This window comes from Methanococcoides alaskense (assembly GCF_027594145.1).
Classification (GTDB): domain Archaea; phylum Halobacteriota; class Methanosarcinia; order Methanosarcinales; family Methanosarcinaceae; genus Methanococcoides; species Methanococcoides alaskense.
This window is the reverse complement of sequence record NZ_JAQFFK010000003.1, coordinates 626,191-643,588: the sequence shown is the minus strand read 5'-3', so window position 1 is coordinate 643,588 and position 17,398 is coordinate 626,191. Positions and strand designations below refer to the sequence as shown.

Here is a 17,398-nt window from a genome sequence, read left to right as displayed (position 1 = left end):
GGGGTTAGGAAAGAGGATTTCTACAGAGCCACAAAATTACCTCTGGATGCTCTGCTTCCTCCAACTTCAGAACTTAAAAACATCCGAGCGCTTAAACCATTTAAGCCTTAGGGATTGCATCCAAGTGAGACACGCTCTTCTGGAATCAGTTCGAGATAGAAATCGATTATTTGCAGGTCATTGAAATTCTTATTATGTAAAGCATCAAAGAACCTGTCAAGAACGTAGATAGCCTTCTTTTCAATTGGTTCCAAGGACAAAAGCCCTTCAGCTTCCTTAACAAGACCTATCTTCTTTAAACTTGTAGCCATACATTCGATCGTGTTCCTGTCGTGCTTGATGAATTCTTGTCTGATGTAATCAAGGTCTACATACCCAGATGAAATTGACAAGTTCATACTTTCCGGCTTATCTCTCTCCAGTTCCCTGCAATCCCTTGCAGTTATATCGGAATAGAGATTGTTGTACCTACAGGTCAGATCTTTGTGTTTTTCAAGATACCAGGACCAGAAACCATTGTTGATCTTGTGATCTACAGCATACCTATGGTCATCTAACTGCCTGATCTTTGCATTCTCAACAAGCCCCTCCTTACGCCTCATGTTAAATTCTTCTTTAGAAGACGCAGAGCTCAAACTGAAAATATGATGCCCCATAGAACCATTCGCATCTATCATACAATAACACCCATTTAAACACGTTTTCAAATTGTTGAACATGGTACAAAAATAACAGGTAATACCATTCCTGAACGCCACATAAAGATCATTCAAAAATACATAATTCCCCAATATTCCACCAATATCCTATATATGATAACCATAAAATAAGTGGCATTTTTGTATTTAAGATCATCTACAAGAATTTAGATAGTAATCATCTTCATCAGAATTAATCCACAGCCCATATACGTATTTATAGTAAATGAAAATAAAAATGCTAAGACGTATAAGGATACCGTTTGTAATATAATAATATATAAGTGCCACCAAAACATATAAGCAGGAAGCACCATAATGGATTCAGATAATACTGGTTCATTATAAATTTTTGACCAGGTTCAATACCACTCGATAATTCATCACACAATTGATACATTCTAAAAAAATAATATTGCAGGGAACACTAATGGCATCAAAAACCGAAACCACAATGAAAGAAGATGAATTGCTTGAAAAGGTCATCTCAGGAGAAATGCCACTCCGAAAAATAGATGCATATACCGACACTGATACAGCTGTAAGGGTTCGAAAATGTGCCATTGAGAAGATGAAGGGAGTTAAGTTCGAGCACATACAAAACTATACGATCGATGCTGAAGCAGCCACCAAACGCAACATCGAGAACATGATAGGAACCATACAGATCCCTCTTGGTGTTGCAGGTGCTTTAAAAGTAAATGGTGAATATGCCAACGGAGACTTCACGCTTCCCCTTGCAACCACTGAAGGAGCACTCGTAGCAAGCGTCAACCGTGGATGTACAGTGATCACAGCTTCCGGCGGTTCAAATGTAAGGATATTCCAGGACCTCATGACCCGTGCTCCGGTATTCAAACTGGACAATGTGAACAAGGTAAAGGACTTTGTGGATTGGGTAAAAGAACCGGAAACTTTCACAAATATGAAAGAGAAAGCAGGCGAAACCACACGTTTCGGAGAACTGCTCAGTGTAGATCCATTCATCACAGGGAATACTGTATTCCTAAGGTTTGCCTATGACACCAAGGACGCAATGGGAATGAACATGGTAACCATTGCCACCGATGCTGTGCTCAACTTTATCTCAGAGGAATTCGGAGTTTACCCGATCTCACTTTCAGGCAACATGTGCACCGACAAAAAACCGGCTGCCATCAACAATATACTTGGCAGGGGAAAGACCGTTGCTGCAGACGTTACAATTCCAAAGGAGATCGTGGAGAAGAAACTGAAGACCACCCCGAAGATGATGGAAGAGGTCAATTACAGGAAGAATCTGCTGGGTTCAGCAAGGGCAGGTGCCCTAGGATTCAATGCCCATGCAGCAAACATTATCGCAGCACTCTATCTGGCATGCGGCCAGGATGCTGCCCATGTTGTAGAGGGAAGTAGTGCCATAACAACAATGGAAGTAAATGAGAACGGAGACCTTTACTGTTCCGTCACCCTCCCGTCAATACAGGTCGGAACCGTTGGAGGCGGAACAGGCATAGCCACCCAGAGAGACTGCCTTAACCTGCTGGGAGTTGCAGGAGCAGGAGAGGTGCCCGGGCATAATTCGAAGAAACTGGCAGAGATAATCGCCGCTGCAGTCCTTGCAGGTGAAATATCACTGATAGGAGCACAAGCAGCCGGACATCTGGCAAAAGCACACGCAGAGCTGGGGCGTTAACTCAGCTTAACTTATTTTAAGAAGAAACATCGGCTTTGTAGAAATCCTCAAATGAACTAAACGCACAATCTTGACATACCTGTCAAGGTTGTGTATCAATACTTTTAACTTCACTTCTTTTAGGCTTTGTAGAAAACCGATATAAATAAACATCTATAAACTGGAATTAAGATTAGAATCCAATCTCGTCCAACATATTAGATAAAGTTATTAGATCCGATTGTGATTCGAATATTAAGGATTTCTACAGAGCCCAAAACATTCTATTTTATGTAATTGCCCTCATACCAAGTTGCTTAAGAGGCATAACATAAGGCGTTTCTCCATAGTTGTGCACATGTGCTTCAACTTCGTAGACCTTTGCTATGTTCTCAGTAGTAAGTACCTGAGCAGGTGTTCCTGCAGAAACTACTTTACCATCCTTCATCATCAATATCTGATCTGAATATCTGGAAGCCAGATTAAGGTCATGTACAGCCATTATAGCTGTAACCTTTTTTACTTTTACAAGTCTTTGCACATTCTCCATAACGTCCAACTGATGCCATATATCCAGATTACTAGTGGGTTCATCAAGAAGAATAGCACCTGTATCTTGTGCCAGTGCCCTTGCAATGAGGATCTTTTGTTGCTGTCCCCCGCTCAATTCATCGAAACTACTCAATGCAATATCCTCAATTCCCATCTCCTCAAGGACCTGCCAGACTTTTTCGATATCTTTTTCATTACTGAACCAGCCAATATGTGGCCTTCTTCCCATTAGAACCGTTTCGAAGACCGTCGTGGGAAAAACCCTGTTCGAACTCTGAGGTACGTAAGCAATATTCTTGGCAACTTCCATCCGTTTCATGTTCTTTAAATTATATCCATCAATGTGTATATCGCCGGAATCCGGCACTAATATTTTGTTGATACATTTGAGCATGGTTGATTTACCAGCCCCATTAGGACCCACAATGCTCACAAAACTTGACCCATAGATATCAACCGATACATTTTCCAATATTGGTGTACTGGCATAGCCAAAACACATATCCTTAATCTTTATCTTCACCATATTACCAGAACTCCTTCTTTTTCTTTTTAAGTATAAGATACATGAAGAACGGAACTCCAAGCAGAGAGGTCATAATGCCGGTCGGTATCATTGTGGGCCTCAATAGGTTCAAACCAGTAGCATCTGCTGATATCAGTATGAGAGCTCCAAGTATTCCAGAGGCAGGGAACAGATATTTGTGGTCCGAACCTACCACCATACGTGCCATGTGGGGTGCAACCAATCCTATAAAAGCAATCGTGCCTGTAAAGCAAACAACCGTAGCTATCAGAAGACTTGCAAGAAGCATAGTGAACATTCTAACCCGATTTGTATCTATACCAAGACTTTTTGCATTTTCATCACCTATTGCCATTATGTTGAGATCATTTGCCTTCAGATAAAGTAAAGGAGTACAGAAAACAAAGACACCAAGCAGAATTGAGAAATTACTCCATGAAAAAGCAGAAAGGTCCCCCATACCCCAGCTGACCATTATTCTCAACTGTTCATCCGTAGCGAAATAACGGCACAAGTCACTGAGAGAGCTGAATAGATAGTTTATCGCAATTCCTGCAAGTATCAGGGTTTCAGAAGTTGCACCTTTAAAATTTGCAAGAGCAATTATGAACAATGCACACAGCATTGAAAAAAGGAAGGCATTTCCCACCAGCAGGTACGGACCTCCTATTACACCCACACCCATTACAGCTGCGACAGCTACACCGAAATTAGCACCTGAAGAAATACCAAGAGTGAATGGACTTGCCAGTGGATTTTTAAGAACTGCCTGCATTACACATCCGCATACTCCCAACCCGAACCCCGCCATTATACCCGCAATAATACGTGGAAGACGGATATTCCATACGATTTGTGAAGTCAGTCCTTCATTAGTGAAATAATCTGGGAACAAGCTGGAAAGTAATATTTTATAGACTTCTGTAACTGATATCTCGAGTGGACCGATCGTAATGATAAAAGCTGAAAGAAAAATTACCAGAACTAACATTGAAAAAAGGAAAAACATTTTTTTCCCGACATAACGCTGGTAACCTTCCCTTACCTGAGTATTCTTGTTCGTCCAGGAACTTTCAATATTTTCCGACTTGACATTCTGTTGTTTTTTAAAAGGATTTTGCATATTATCACCTTTTTGGGAAAAGGAGGTTCTAATCGCTGAAACTTCAAAGGTTACAGCCACATATCCTCCACAAGTTCATGTTCCAGTAAACAGACTGTCTCAATTTACTTCTATCAGGAAAGGCTGATATTCTGCCAATTCTGTATAAACACCATCAATTCCCAGAATTTGCCTATAGACCTCATTTCCTTCTGCTTCCATGTCAAGGGCACTGAACTCTTCTGGATGCAAGCATTTTGCCATGTACATCATATTCAAAAGGCTCCTGTCCAGAGGTCTACCTCTGCAGTATGGATAGATGCAGGCATAGACATCATTATTGCGTACAGCAGGGATCTCTGAAAGTTCAGCGGTCTCCATTACAAAATCGACACCGTTTGGTTCACCCAACGATGAAGTGGATGACCATGCGACAAAGATATATTCCGGCTCCCACGCAACGATCTGCTCTGCTGGAACATTAATATTCTCGCCTGTGCAATCATTTGCAACATTTATGCCACCTGCAATGTCCAATGGCTCATAAACTGATTCTGTACGAGTAAAATCCCTTCCTTCAACTGCGTCATAGAAACCTTTATTAGCACCTCGGGGTGCGAAATAGACTATTGGTTTATCACTATCATCGATCTGTGATGTCACGGATTCGATCATATCAACCTTTGAACGGACATAATTCTCCAGTTCATCAGCTCTTTTCTGCTCATCCAGAACATTCCCCATCATTCGGATGTGCTCATAGCTTTCAACAAAAGTAAAACCTGCACCTGCATCAACACATGGACAACCTACCTTCTCTTCTATCAGATCTCCTCTGTTGTACCAGGTTGCATCGAAAACTACATCTGGTCTAAGTATTGCCATGGTTTCATAATCGATCTCTTTGCGAGTATTTGTCTCCGGGAAATCATCAAGCTGACCTCCATCATATATCTGGAGAGCTTCCCATGAATTCACTGCTATTTTCTCATCATTTTCGTCTCGTGGCAATATACATCCGAAACATGTACATTCATCAGTAGCAACTATTTTATCAAGGTCACCAAGAGCAATTATCATTCTGGAATTATCGGGATTGGTAGTGATAATTCTCTCAATGGGTCTGTAGAAAGTAACTTTCCGGTCATGAGTATCAGTTACTGTTTTTGCTTTACCGTTCCAGAAAATAAGCATGTATGAAGCATCGCCTACATCATCGAGTGAATAAGAACTATCGACGAGCATGTAATCACATACTGCATCTGAAACCTCCTTTTCAGTAAGTATACCATCACCGTCATCACATGGAAGAGTTGAGGGTAACGCTGCTGCAGTCATGACTGAAACAAGTAAGCATGTAAGCATTAATGTTCCAGATAGAAACTTTGATCTTATTCTCATTTTATATCGCCTCGGGAATTAGATCTCCTGAAAACAAGCAAGCTGCCAATAATCGCCAATGAACCCATCAATGATCCAAAACCCGGTGCCTCTGAAGTCGAAGCGTAATCCGGCTCTTCTGAAACAGATGGATCACCAGCTGAAGCAGAGAATGTAGCCGGATCTGCATTCGGATCTGTGATCGGAACCCATCTCTCCTTACCTTCGTTGAGTTCCTGGGTCTGGAAAAGCATATCAACCCAATATCCTTCAAAGGAACTTCCTTCAGCTCCAGAAGGGATCACTCTGTATGTGAGCTCATCTTCATCACTCACAGAAAAAGCGATCTTGCCGGTATTTCTGTCAACCCTGAAATAAATTGCATCCGAAACATCAGGATCATCTTCAGGAAAAGAGAAACCTTCAGGTATAGTCTCTACAATACCAACCATAAAAGGAGTCTCGCCTGTAATTTCCAGTGTTATTTCAACGGTCTCTCCGAATGGTAAGCTGGAAGGAACATTGCGTGTAATCTCCATAGTATTCCCATCCATAGCAAGAGCAACGGGTGAGAATGCAGACCCTGCAAGCATGAGCAGAGCGAAATAGATAATAGATATGTTTACTTTCATTGGAATTCTCCAAAAGTTATACAGAATTTTGAAACTTTATTTCAACTTATGTTCTATCAAAAAATCAGCGATCATCTCCACCTCAGGAACAGAGATATGAAACTCATCTCCGAGAAGACCGGCTTTGAAGATGGACTCATGGATAGGAACAGTAGAGATCACCCTGTCTTCGGAATCCCACAAGATAATATCTCCCTGCTTGCTCCTTCAGCCCTGTTCAGTATATAGTAGAGCTGTTTTCCGGCATTGTCTGCAAGCTTACTGATCTTTTCAGAAAGACGTATGGATTCATAGGAAGGATCTGCCACCATGAAAATAACGTCACAGCCTTCTTCCACACCCCGGCCAAAGTGTTCGATCCCAGCTTCAGTATCAACAAGAACAAACTCGTTCTCACCTAGTTCTATGTTCTGTATCAGCTGTTTTGCAAGAGCACCCATCGGACATGCACAACCCTCTCCGAATTCATGGATCTTTCCAACTGCCACCAAAGAGAGATTTCCTTTTCTGGTGACATAACCTTCCGGTATAGTCGATATTTTCCATTTATGATCGAACAGGCTGAGTTTTTCACCCTTTGGAAAAGCTTCCATCATTTTCCCGACAAGGTTTTTCTTTCCCCCTAAGAAGTTCAAGAGATCATCTGGCAATTCCAAACCCATTTGCATGTGCAGACCGAAATTGGATTCATCGTTATCTATAACTAGGACATTGCAACCCCTTTCAGACAGGGATCTTGCAATTAAGGCAGTAAGCGTGCTTTTGCCACTACCACCTTTTCCACAGAGCAGAGTTTTCAATCGATCACTTCCTTTTCCCACCAGATCTTTACTCTGGTAGAATGACCATGGTCTACAAACTGCCCGTCCTGCTGCTCCAGTGTTTCCTCCAGATAATTCCTGAGTATCATTTCCTGTTGTTCTGTATCGATAGTATAGCGGGATCTAAAATAATCGATGGCTTCATCCATTGAACCAAAATCATTAGTGAATTCAAGTGGGAATACATGCATATCCGGAAAGATACCCATACTATAGAGCAGATTGTAAAGTACATCACACTTGGGACCGGGACTATATTCCATTCCATACATGGCCGGCCACAGATTGTAGGAATGGGCTTCCCATGGTGTTTCACCTGCAAACCAATAAAGGCATACATGCCCTGAAGACGCACTTTGCATTTTTTCTATTGCATTCCTTATATCAGGCATACCAAGTGAAAAGGAGGCAATTACAATATCATAAGGACCTTCCAGGTCATCTTCAACATTCAGGTCTTCCCACCTCTTGTTGACACAGCTAATATTGTTTATTCCATACTTGCTTATATTCTCCTGCAGAAGTTCCATCATACCTTTTCCAGGCTCGACAGCAGTTACATGAGCCACTTTCTCTGAAAGAGGTATTGCCAGACTTCCGGGACCAGACCCAATATCCAGCACTCTGGAGCCTTTCTTTATAGGAAGTTCTTTCAATGTCTTTTCGATCCTTCCCTTATTTTTCTGAGACCTCTTCCAGAAGCGTTCTGCGTTCTCCCTGCTATCCCATAGCTTTGCACAGTCACCACGTTCCTGATGGTCTGCCTTCTGATTGGCCTGCATCATTTCTGTCCAGACCATATTCCAATCAACCGAATTATTATTCATAATATCACACCACTAATTAGAGAATAAATTTATGATGATTTTTTAATAAGTACACATTTAGTAATACCGATAAGTAATATTTTTATAAATATTACTTATTTTTAGTGTTACTTATTTATTAAAACGTAATACTAAATGGATTAAATATAAACTTTCGTATTAACACTGTGACGCTAGAAATTTGTAGAATAGGTGATGCAGCAAAATGAAAATAATTAAAATTTGTTCGAATGGGTGTGAAAAATTAGAGACATCGATATATATATTCAAAAACCACAGAGAATTCGCCCATACTTCAATAGAAATATAATCAAAAGGTTGAGGTCAAGGAAATTCATAAAACGAACATGCAATTTTGGAATCCTGCTTCATATTTTGCAAAGTACTATTCGAGAAAAGCATGGTTCTTACGATCAACAGAGACAATATCTACTATTTTATGAGTATTAATGTTTGCCAACTGATGTATATGAGACTAATTATATTTATGAATAGTTCAGAGAAATCATATATTAGCTAATCGAATTTAGATTATATTGGCGGTTTTAAAAATGTGGAGTTATTTAAAAATAGACACCGGCAATCTGAAAGCTATCACTTATCTAGAAAGCAAATTCGGTATAACCTTAATTGCTTTTTCAGGTGAAAAAAATAGTGTATGCAGACTTAAATGAAGACGATGCTAAAGAAGTAAAGGATCTGCAAAAGAAACTGGGTCTTTCACTGGTAGCTCTTAAAGCATAATAAAATAACGGATTGCAATATTTTGCACCCACTCCATTCGGACAATGATCAAATTTAAAAATATTATTGAATGTGGTGCACGATATTGGATTATAATCTCAATTCCAGTCTAAGGATGTGGATTTTGAGACGTTTTCTACAGAGCCGAAACATCCTTTTAAAAAAAAGGATTTAGCCTCTCTGTGATAAATAGATGCTCTCGATACGATCTATCGTTTCAGCCTCTTCCGGAGATTTATCTTCCCTCACATTTACAAGCCGGGGGAAACGGAGAGCATACCCTGAACCATAGTTCGTACTTTTCTGGATCTCCTCGAAGGCGATCTCGAACACCACATCAGGTTTAAGTTCGATCTCCCGACCGGATTCACCAACAATGAGCTCAGAGAAGACCTCAGTAAGCTCAACAAGTTGCTCATCTGAAAAACCTGTAGCCACTTTGCCGATCGGAAGGAATGTTCCATCTTCCGGGTCATGACATGCCAGAGCATAAGAACCGATAAGATTTGCACGCTTCCCATAACCCCATTCCGCACCAATGACAACGAGGTCGAGTGTCTCCATTATAGGCTTCTTCTTGAGCCAGTTCTTACCCCGCTTGCCTGGAGAATAAGAAGCTTCCGGGTTCTTTAGCATGACTCCTTCATGTCCACCCTTCAACGCAGCAGCATATATCTCGTTCACAACTTTCTCATCATCTGTGAGAACCTGCTCATCCACCTTGATACTCTCACAGTTATCCACACAGGAGACCAGTTGTTCCCTTCTTCTTAAAAGAGATTGGTCCATCAATACCTCTCCATTAAGATAGAGAATATCGAAGAGGTTCAACGTAAGAGGGATCTCACGAACCATTGCCTCAACGTCATACTTTCTCCTGAAGCGTTTGAGTATATCCTGGAAGGCACGAGGAGCTCCAGTCTCATCGACCGCTACAGCCTCACCCTCCAGAATGGCAGAATCCGCCTTCACATGGAGCTTCACTGCCTCAACGATATCCGGCAGAGATAGTGTCACATTCTCAAGTCTCCTCGAAAAGATGTTGACCGATTCCCCATTCTTATGAATTTGAACCCTTGCACCATCGAACTTCCACTCGATAGCAAGCATACCAAGGTCCTTTATAGCAGCCTCGATGCTCGGAGTAACCTGTGCCAGCATCATCTTTATCGGACGGTCAAGCTCCATCCTGAGCTTTGAGATCTCCTCAATGCCACCCTCTTTTGCAGCAACTGCCACAAGACCCAGATCGTTGGTCACCATAAACCCACGTTCTATCTCCCCTGCCGGAACATCGAAAGCCTTAGAGATAGCATCACGAACGATCCCTTCACCAACACCAATGCGAAGGTCCTCGATCGCCAGTCGGGCAAGATAACGTGCTTCTTCAGAGCTGGATGAATTGAAAAGGAATTGCAAGTTCCTCATCTTATTACTCTGTGAACCTGCGCCTGATGATCTGGAAATATCAAGGAACCGATCAAAGACATCCATTATAGAGATGGAAGGATCTTCACCCATGAATGCAGAGAATGTAGACTGGTTCTTTTTCTGTTTTCCAAGTGCCGCTACCGCAGTTTCACCTATATCGCCTGTGGAACGGACAAGGTCCTCAATGTCTTTCAGGGAAAGACCGGATGATCTCGAAAGGGCACCATACAGTAGACTCGTACCCACGCCAAGCTGTTCAACACTCCATGCAGGAAAAACATCCCCCATCACAAAATGGGTCACAACAGGAAGTTCCTCTGTAGATACCGACTTTAACATATCCGAGACAACATCTGTCATCTCCAGTGAACTTGAGATATGTTCGATCTGTTTACAAACATCAGCGAATTCCTTGAAATCGGTCATGAGTAAAATTTCCTGTCGTTCCCATCTGGTAATCAGATCGCCATCAGTCCTTGTAGATGGATATAATATCGCTCAAGATAGCACTTGCAGTCTCAATAGAACCTGCACCCCTGCCTGTAACCGTAATGGTCCCTGCAAGATCGGTACACACCGATGCAACGTTCAACGTACCGCCCACAGCCAGAGGATGGGATACCGGTACAAGGCGTGGTGAAACACGAAGACGATCCTTCTTGACCTCACCTATAAGCTTGATTACATAGCCTTCATCATGGGCAAGAGAAAGAGATTCCAGAGTTACTTTGGTAATTCCGGTAACATCCACATCCTGATAGGTTGCATCCTGATCGAATATGGAATTTGCAAGAATGACAAGTTTACATGCCGTGTCGATACCTTCCACATCATATGTAGGGTCGGTCTCAGCAATACCAAGCTCCTGTGACTCCGCAAGCATCTGCTCATATGAAGCATGCTCTTCCATCATACGTGTCAGAATGTAATTACATGTACCGTTAAGGATACCTTCCACACTGATTATCTCATTTCCGGCAAGCGTATCTCTCACAAGATTGATGATAGGCATCGCACCGCCGACGGTCGCCTCAAAGAGCAACTTACGGTCAGCTTCCTTCGCAGCTTCGACAAGTTCCCGATATTTCAACGCAAGAGGACCTTTATTAGAGGTCACCACATGTCTGCCAAACTCAAAAGCAGCAACCATGTTAACAAGGCCGATACCACCGGTCTCTATATCGGTAGGAGTGGTCTCGATCACAATGTCATGGTCCACACTTTTGATGACATCTTCCCCAGTAAGATCATCGATAGCAACAGTACCGAATTCCCGCTTTCTGCCAAGTGCAGCTTTAAGATCGATACCAGCAACATTTACCTCAGCGCCTTTGGAATCAGCGATGGCCACAACGTCGAGGTCGATACCAAGAGACTTTAATTCTTCATCCTTTCTCAGAAGGACCTCTGCAACACCCTGTCCAACTGAACCAAATCCAATAATGGATGCACGTACTTTTCTCATTGAATATCACCTTTATGAAATTTCAGCTTCAATTGGTTCTATGACCAGAAGATCCTTCTTGATCGCGACCTGCCTAAGGACTGATATCGCTTCATGAAGCTCATTCTTACCCACAGCATCTATCTTTAAGGAAGCAGAAGAACGCATGTCTATCTGCGGCATTGAAAGAGAAATGTTCACGACCTCTGCAAAGCCGGTATTATCAATAGTATCAATAGTATCCTGTATATCAGTATGAACTATATGACCTATCAGGAGGACAGCACCATGTGCTGTGAAACGCTTCTCATCAACCCTTGCAACACCAATTCCATTCTCTTTAAGACGACCTATAAGGACCTCAAGATTGGCTGGTTCTATCTCAAAAACAAGCTGTACCGGAATGGCACTTCTTGGAGTTCGTTCTTCATGATGATGCACGATCGATTTCAAGTTCCCTTTTAGCTCCGAAATCGGATCCAAAGCCAGAAGCAATTGTCCTGGAGTGTCCTTTAATTCAATGTCCATTGAAACTCTCATGTGTTCCCTCTTAGGCATTCTTCATATAAATGTATTGATAAGCCATACCATTAATTCTTAAGATAGTACAGAAGCAAAGTCAACTTACTTCTTATCTTCAGGAATTATAATGATGTTGCCCCGCCCTTTCTTGAACTTATCCACAAGTCCGCGGTTTTCCAGATCAGAGACTATCAGACTTACCTTCGCCTCGGAATATCTCAATTTCCCACGCAGGTCCTTTTGGGTTATACGTCCACCATTTGCAATAACGATGTCCAGAACTTCCTGAAGGTCATCAGGCAGGATATTTGTTTCAGCTTTAGTGATAGTATCAATGGTTTCCGAATCATCGGTAATAGTATCAACCAGACCATCTTCCTTCACATAAACGGAGAGGGACCCATCTGGTAAAACACCATTATCACCCTCTGGTGAAGTGTTGACCAAACTCCCTTCATTCGCCCCTTTCTTCTTTGAATACACATATACTGACAAAACAAGTACAAAAACGAGTAGCAAAGCCGCTACATAGGCCATATATGAGCTTCCCGTATCAGCCTCGATGATCTGAGAATCGGCTTCAAATGCTTCGCTCAAATTAGCTATTTCAGCATCTTCAAGGTCCTCATTTTCATAGGAAGGAAGGAGAAGAAGGTCGATTATGTAATCACCATCATCGGTTATTGTTATTGATTCCTGTGCCGACGCTACGAGAGTAGTACCAGTATAATAAGTAGCAACTATCACATAGTCACCTGGAGCCAGATCAAGGGAATAAACACCATACTTTGCAACTATGGACTGCGGAGGAGTGGAATTGACCTCTATCAAGACATTCTCAAGAGGTTCAAAGGTGTCCCATTCATAGATAGCCCCATGTATCGTTGCAGTTCCAACAGCCCCCACAGGAACAATAAGCAGTATTAATGTAAGAAATGTGCAAACCCCAAATAATGCCCTGCCTTTCACAGTGTTATATTGCCGGGTTCTACTTTTATAGTTTTTTATTCCCGAATTAGTAGTATTGAAGCGAATTGTATCTCTGGAATACTAATAATAGGAACACCAAAAATATTGAATAGCTGAACAGCTTAAATAAAAACGGGAAGGGGATATTAGATGGAAAAGCGGGATTATATGATTATATTAGAAAATAAGCAAATTTTGTCCTTTAATATACAAAATAGTTCGATATAAAGTATTATAAAGTAAAAAAATGCTTTTTATCGCTCAAATAATACTTTAGATAATCTTGATTCTGAAGATCAATGAAAGTAAGCTTATATCCCCCATATCCAAAGTTGAACTTGTAAGTTCATTACATCGATGATCAAGATCGTATCACATAGAAAAAAAGGAAGGGTCCATTATGAAGAACAGAACAATGAAAGGGGTTGCACTGATCGGTGCCATATTGATGATATTCAGTCTTCTTCCTGTGACAGCTTTTGCTGCCAACCAAGGGGATAATGGTGTTGGGGCCATGGGTGCAGACAAGATAAGATCACAGGAACACAAAGATGAAACCATCACACCTGAGTTTGCTGCTAACCAAGGGGATAATGGCGTTGGAGCCACAGATGCAGACAGGATAAGATTACAGGAACATAAAGATGAGAACATCACACCTGAAATGATCCAGGAAAAGGAAATGCGAAATGACCGGGCAAGGAGCAAAGTTCAGCTTTCAAAGGCCGGCTATGATGAACTAAGAGGAAATTTCCAGAACGCTAAGGCATTGCAAGCCAAAGGTGAATTAAATGCCACAGAAGCAATGGATGCAGCAAAGGAATACCTGGCCGGAACCATTGATTATATGGTCACCCGTCTTGAGACTATCAAGAAAGAAGGGAACTATACAGAAGATGTCAATAAGACAATCGACACATACATTGACAGTCTTGAAGCACAGAAAGATGATGTTGCTGCTGCAGATACCAGAAAGGACCTCTCCGAAGCAACAAGGGACATAAGGAAGATCTGGAGTGATGCTCAAAAGGACCTGAACAGGATGAGAGCACAGAAGATCAACAGTGGCCTTGTTAACTACCTTGATAAAACAAATGGTGTTTCAGAGAGACTCCAGAATGAGATCAACAGTTTGACCGAGGACGGCGAAGATACTGAAGACCTCCAGGAAATGCTTGACGACTACAACGCCCTTATCGAGGAAGCAAAGCAGGAGCATGAACGTGCAAGAGTAGCTTACCAGAATGGAGAAGATGACGCTGGCGAACAGCTCCGTAAATCCATCAGACTGACGAATGAGGCCAACACCCAACTTAGAGCACTTGTCCAGGAAATGAAAGGGTTCAGACAGGGCTATGTGACAATGGCAGGCGAAGGTTTGATCGATGCAGAGGGTGATGGAACGATCGTGCTTTCAGGAGAACTTAAGGTCGAGTTCACTGCAACCAATGCCACTATCGTTATCAAAGACCTTGCAGGAGACGCAGAAATTGACCTTGATGGGGATTACGAACAGTTCAATGAGGACACTACAGGAGACGGAAGTTACGCAGTCGTCTACCATGATTTTACCGGAGAAGCAAAAATTGAAGGATCCCGCCTCACAGTTATGGTCCGTGGAGAGGACATAACCATCAAAGCAGAAGGGACAGGCAGTACATCCCTTTCAGGAGAAGGATCTTACACGATCGAGAAAGATAGTGAGAGCACTGAACTTGAATGGGCTGCTCCAAAGATAAGCGACGATGAAGAGGATGAAGACTCCGATGATGACAGTGCTGATGAAAAAGAGAATGAACTTGAAGACAACAGCACCGAAGAAATGGAAGATGAAAACTCCGATGATGACAGTGCTGATGAAAAAGAGAATGAACTTGAAGACAACAGCACCGAAGAAATGGAGGATGAAGACTCCGACGATTCCGAAGATGATGATAAAGATGACAGTTCCGATGACAACAACTCAACTGAGGTGGTCTGATCATGGTAAGCATTAAACATCTGGGAATTGTTGCTATCCTTCTCATCGGACTTACACTCTCCGGTTGCGTAGGGGAACCTGCTGACAATGATACAGAAGAAGATACAGCCACTGCAGACGAGATACTTGCAGAAGAGGGAGTTGAACTGACAGATTCTGAAATAGCAGACCTTGAGAACGATCTTGAGGAATTTGAAGCCCAGATCTCCGAGATAGAAGAAGATACAGAACTCATAGTAGAAGAGGTATGAAAGTCGATCATTTCGACTTTATCTTCTTTCTTTTTCTTTTCTTATTTTACTCAGCAGCAATTGACCCTGCGAATAATAATGTAGCAAGGAACAGTATTGCAAAGACCATTATGAAACACATTAGCTTTACATCGAAGTGTACGAAGATGTGTTTTTCAATTGTCCCTTCAGACCATCCTTTTTAGGTCTCATGATGGGAACCATTTCACTAATATCGGGTATTTCAGACAATATATATGAACTGACCATATGAAATTATTCACACACATACAAGACCCCAACGCATTTATATAGAACTACAAATCAATAGATATGTTAGTAGGTGTAAATATCTGAAATTTACAGATTTTTCAAAGAACAAAAGATACATACGCACTACTGAGGTAAAACATGAAGAACATGCTTAAGACCACATTATTACTTTCATCCTTGACAGGACTGCTGATCATTGTAGGTCGTCTTATCGGCGGAACTGCCGGAATGTTCATCGCATTTGCGTTTGCACTTGTGCTGAACTTCGGCAGTTATTGGTACAGTGACAAGATAGTCCTGAAGATGTACCACGCTAAAGAAGTGACCGAATCCGAAAGTCCACAACTTTACGATGTTGTGAGGAATCTTGCAATGCGTGCCCAACTCCCGATGCCTAAAGTTTACCTCGTGGAGACATCGATGCCAAATGCATTCGCTACCGGCAGAGATCCTAAACATGCAGCAGTAGCTGCGACCACAGGGATAATGAATATCCTCACACCAGAAGAGCTTGAGGGTGTGCTTGCCCATGAACTGGCACATGTAAAGAACAGGGACACACTTATCAGTGCTGTTGCTGCGACAATTGCCGGAGTTATCACAATGCTTGCCACCTGGGCAAGATGGGCTGCCATCTTTGGAGGTATCGGAGGCAGGGATGATAATGGGGGAGGAAATATTGTTGGTTTCATAGCACTTGCAATAGTGGCACCGCTGGCAGCAACCATCATACAGTTTGCAATATCACGTTCACGTGAGTTCGGTGCAGATGCAGAAGGAGCACGCATTTCACAGAAACCCTGGGCACTTGCCAGTGCACTCTCAAAACTTGAATCCGGAGCACAGAACTACCAGCCAAGAAAGAACGATGTTAAGCCATCCCAGAACACAGCACATATGTTCATCGTCAATCCTCTGAGAGGAAGCTCATTGATGAAGTTGTTCAGGACACATCCTCCCACAGAGGAAAGGATACGCCGCCTGAACGAAATGTGAAAATTTAGAACCTGAAAAGGTCTACCTGGCCAGGATCGGTCAGGTGTATTATTTTTATTCCGGAAGATTCAAGAACCTTTGATAAATGGTATCTATGGCAATTCTTCGGGTTCTTTTCAGCACACATAAGAACGATACAGGAACCCGCTTTATTGACAGCCTCTATTTTATCCACTAAACGAGAGTAATATTTACTGAACTCATCGGTCTTTGTATAATCCATGTAGCTTCCGTTCCTAAGACCCCCAAGCCCCGGACAATGAGAATAGATAATATTGTTCATGGGAAGCACTATCTCGAGGTTCTCCTTATTGAAATCCTCGTGCACCGAATGCGGATAACTGCGAATATCCACCAAATGAACGATATTGAAACTTTGCACCATATCAATAAGATATTCAAGAGACCTGTTACCATAGCCTATGGTATAGCAGAAACTACCGTCTTCCATTATGGCCATTGAATGGATTGGAAGCTTATTATCTTTTCTGTTTTGAGCTGTTAACCTACGTTTTTTGAACAGAATTTATAGACATTGGATGCATATCAATGAACATTATTGAACATTGAACAGATACCTATATTAGAAGGATAATGCCTAATTAAGTTCATTAGT

The 17,398-nt window shown here is 42.0% G+C and carries 17 protein-coding genes and 1 pseudogene; 4 read left to right on the top strand and 14 right to left on the bottom strand.

Going from position 1 to position 17,398, the window contains the following annotated elements:
* Positions 1-107 precede the first annotated feature (107 nt).
* A complete protein-coding gene (locus tag PBV53_RS07040) occupies positions 108-677 on the bottom strand; it encodes a calponin homology domain-containing protein (RefSeq protein ID WP_270096439.1) in 570 nt (189 codons plus the stop codon).
* 451 nt (positions 678-1,128) lie between these two features.
* Here PBV53_RS07040 and hmgA point away from each other — a divergent pair, with 451 nt between their 5' ends.
* Positions 1,129-2,373, top strand: coding sequence for a hydroxymethylglutaryl-CoA reductase (NADPH) (gene hmgA / locus PBV53_RS07035; RefSeq protein WP_270096438.1), 1,245 nt, complete (start codon positions 1,129-1,131; stop codon positions 2,371-2,373).
* Between the two features lie 6 nt (positions 2,374-2,379).
* On the opposite strand, the pseudogene PBV53_RS07030 reads toward hmgA, so the two are convergent.
* The 12 genes and pseudogenes from PBV53_RS07030 to PBV53_RS06975 form a co-directional block, all read right to left on the bottom strand.
* A pseudogene (locus tag PBV53_RS07030) lies at positions 2,380-2,496 on the bottom strand (IS5 family transposase); the annotation flags it as partial.
* A gap of 145 nt (positions 2,497-2,641) precedes the next feature.
* Entirely contained in the window at positions 2,642-3,430 is a 789-nt protein-coding gene (locus PBV53_RS07025) for an ABC transporter ATP-binding protein (protein WP_270096437.1), read from the bottom strand.
* A 1-nt stretch (position 3,431) separates the two neighbouring features.
* Positions 3,432-4,553, bottom strand: coding sequence for a FecCD family ABC transporter permease (locus tag PBV53_RS07020; RefSeq protein ID WP_270096436.1), 1,122 nt, complete (start codon positions 4,551-4,553; stop codon positions 3,432-3,434).
* Positions 4,554-4,652: 99 nt separating this feature from the next.
* Entirely contained in the window at positions 4,653-5,870 is a 1,218-nt protein-coding gene (locus PBV53_RS07015) for an ABC transporter substrate-binding protein (RefSeq protein ID WP_270096435.1), read from the bottom strand.
* Between the two features lie 59 nt (positions 5,871-5,929).
* Positions 5,930-6,544 carry a hypothetical protein gene (locus PBV53_RS07010; protein WP_270096434.1) on the bottom strand — a complete coding sequence of 205 codons (615 nt, stop codon included), beginning with the start codon at positions 6,542-6,544 and terminating at the stop codon, positions 5,930-5,932.
* Between the two features lie 36 nt (positions 6,545-6,580).
* Positions 6,581-6,727, bottom strand: coding sequence for a hypothetical protein (locus PBV53_RS07005; protein ID WP_270096433.1), 147 nt, complete (start codon positions 6,725-6,727; stop codon positions 6,581-6,583).
* Entirely contained in the window at positions 6,703-7,344 is a 642-nt protein-coding gene (locus tag PBV53_RS07000) for an ATP-binding protein (protein ID WP_270096431.1), read from the bottom strand. The genes PBV53_RS07005 and PBV53_RS07000 overlap by 25 nt, the downstream gene beginning before the upstream one ends.
* Positions 7,341-8,192, bottom strand: coding sequence for a class I SAM-dependent methyltransferase (locus PBV53_RS06995; RefSeq protein ID WP_270096429.1), 852 nt, complete (start codon positions 8,190-8,192; stop codon positions 7,341-7,343). The genes PBV53_RS07000 and PBV53_RS06995 overlap by 4 nt, the downstream gene beginning before the upstream one ends.
* 915 nt (positions 8,193-9,107) lie before the next feature.
* Positions 9,108-10,793, bottom strand: coding sequence for an ATP-dependent DNA ligase (locus tag PBV53_RS06990; protein ID WP_270096428.1), 1,686 nt, complete (start codon positions 10,791-10,793; stop codon positions 9,108-9,110).
* A gap of 43 nt (positions 10,794-10,836) precedes the next feature.
* Entirely contained in the window at positions 10,837-11,832 is a 996-nt protein-coding gene (locus PBV53_RS06985) for a homoserine dehydrogenase (protein WP_270096427.1), read from the bottom strand.
* Positions 11,833-11,844: 12 nt separating this feature from the next.
* On the bottom strand, positions 11,845-12,351 hold the full coding sequence (locus PBV53_RS06980; RefSeq protein ID WP_270096426.1) for an amino acid-binding protein: 507 nt from the start codon (positions 12,349-12,351) through the stop codon (positions 11,845-11,847).
* 84 nt (positions 12,352-12,435) lie between these two features.
* A complete protein-coding gene (locus PBV53_RS06975; RefSeq protein WP_270096425.1) occupies positions 12,436-13,302 on the bottom strand; it encodes a helix-turn-helix transcriptional regulator in 867 nt (288 codons plus the stop codon).
* A gap of 400 nt (positions 13,303-13,702) precedes the next feature.
* On the opposite strand from PBV53_RS06975, the gene PBV53_RS06970 reads away from it, so the two are divergent.
* The 3 genes from PBV53_RS06970 (at position 13,703) to htpX (ending at position 16,782) form a co-directional block, all read left to right on the top strand.
* Positions 13,703-15,283 carry a hypothetical protein gene (locus PBV53_RS06970; protein ID WP_270096424.1) on the top strand — a complete coding sequence of 527 codons (1,581 nt, stop codon included), beginning with the start codon at positions 13,703-13,705 and terminating at the stop codon, positions 15,281-15,283.
* A 2-nt stretch (positions 15,284-15,285) separates the two neighbouring features.
* Positions 15,286-15,534 (top strand): hypothetical protein, encoded by a 249-nt coding sequence (locus tag PBV53_RS06965; RefSeq protein ID WP_270096423.1) that lies wholly within the window; start codon positions 15,286-15,288, stop codon positions 15,532-15,534.
* A gap of 390 nt (positions 15,535-15,924) precedes the next feature.
* A complete protein-coding gene (htpX, locus tag PBV53_RS06960) occupies positions 15,925-16,782 on the top strand; it encodes a zinc metalloprotease HtpX (protein ID WP_270096422.1) in 858 nt (285 codons plus the stop codon).
* A 4-nt stretch (positions 16,783-16,786) separates the two neighbouring features.
* Here htpX and PBV53_RS06955 read toward each other — a convergent pair whose 3' ends face one another.
* The gene (locus tag PBV53_RS06955) at positions 16,787-17,242 is read right to left on the bottom strand and encodes a DUF488 domain-containing protein (protein ID WP_270096421.1); all 456 of its coding nucleotides are present in this window, start codon (positions 17,240-17,242) and stop codon (positions 16,787-16,789) included.
* Positions 17,243-17,398 lie beyond the last annotated feature (156 nt).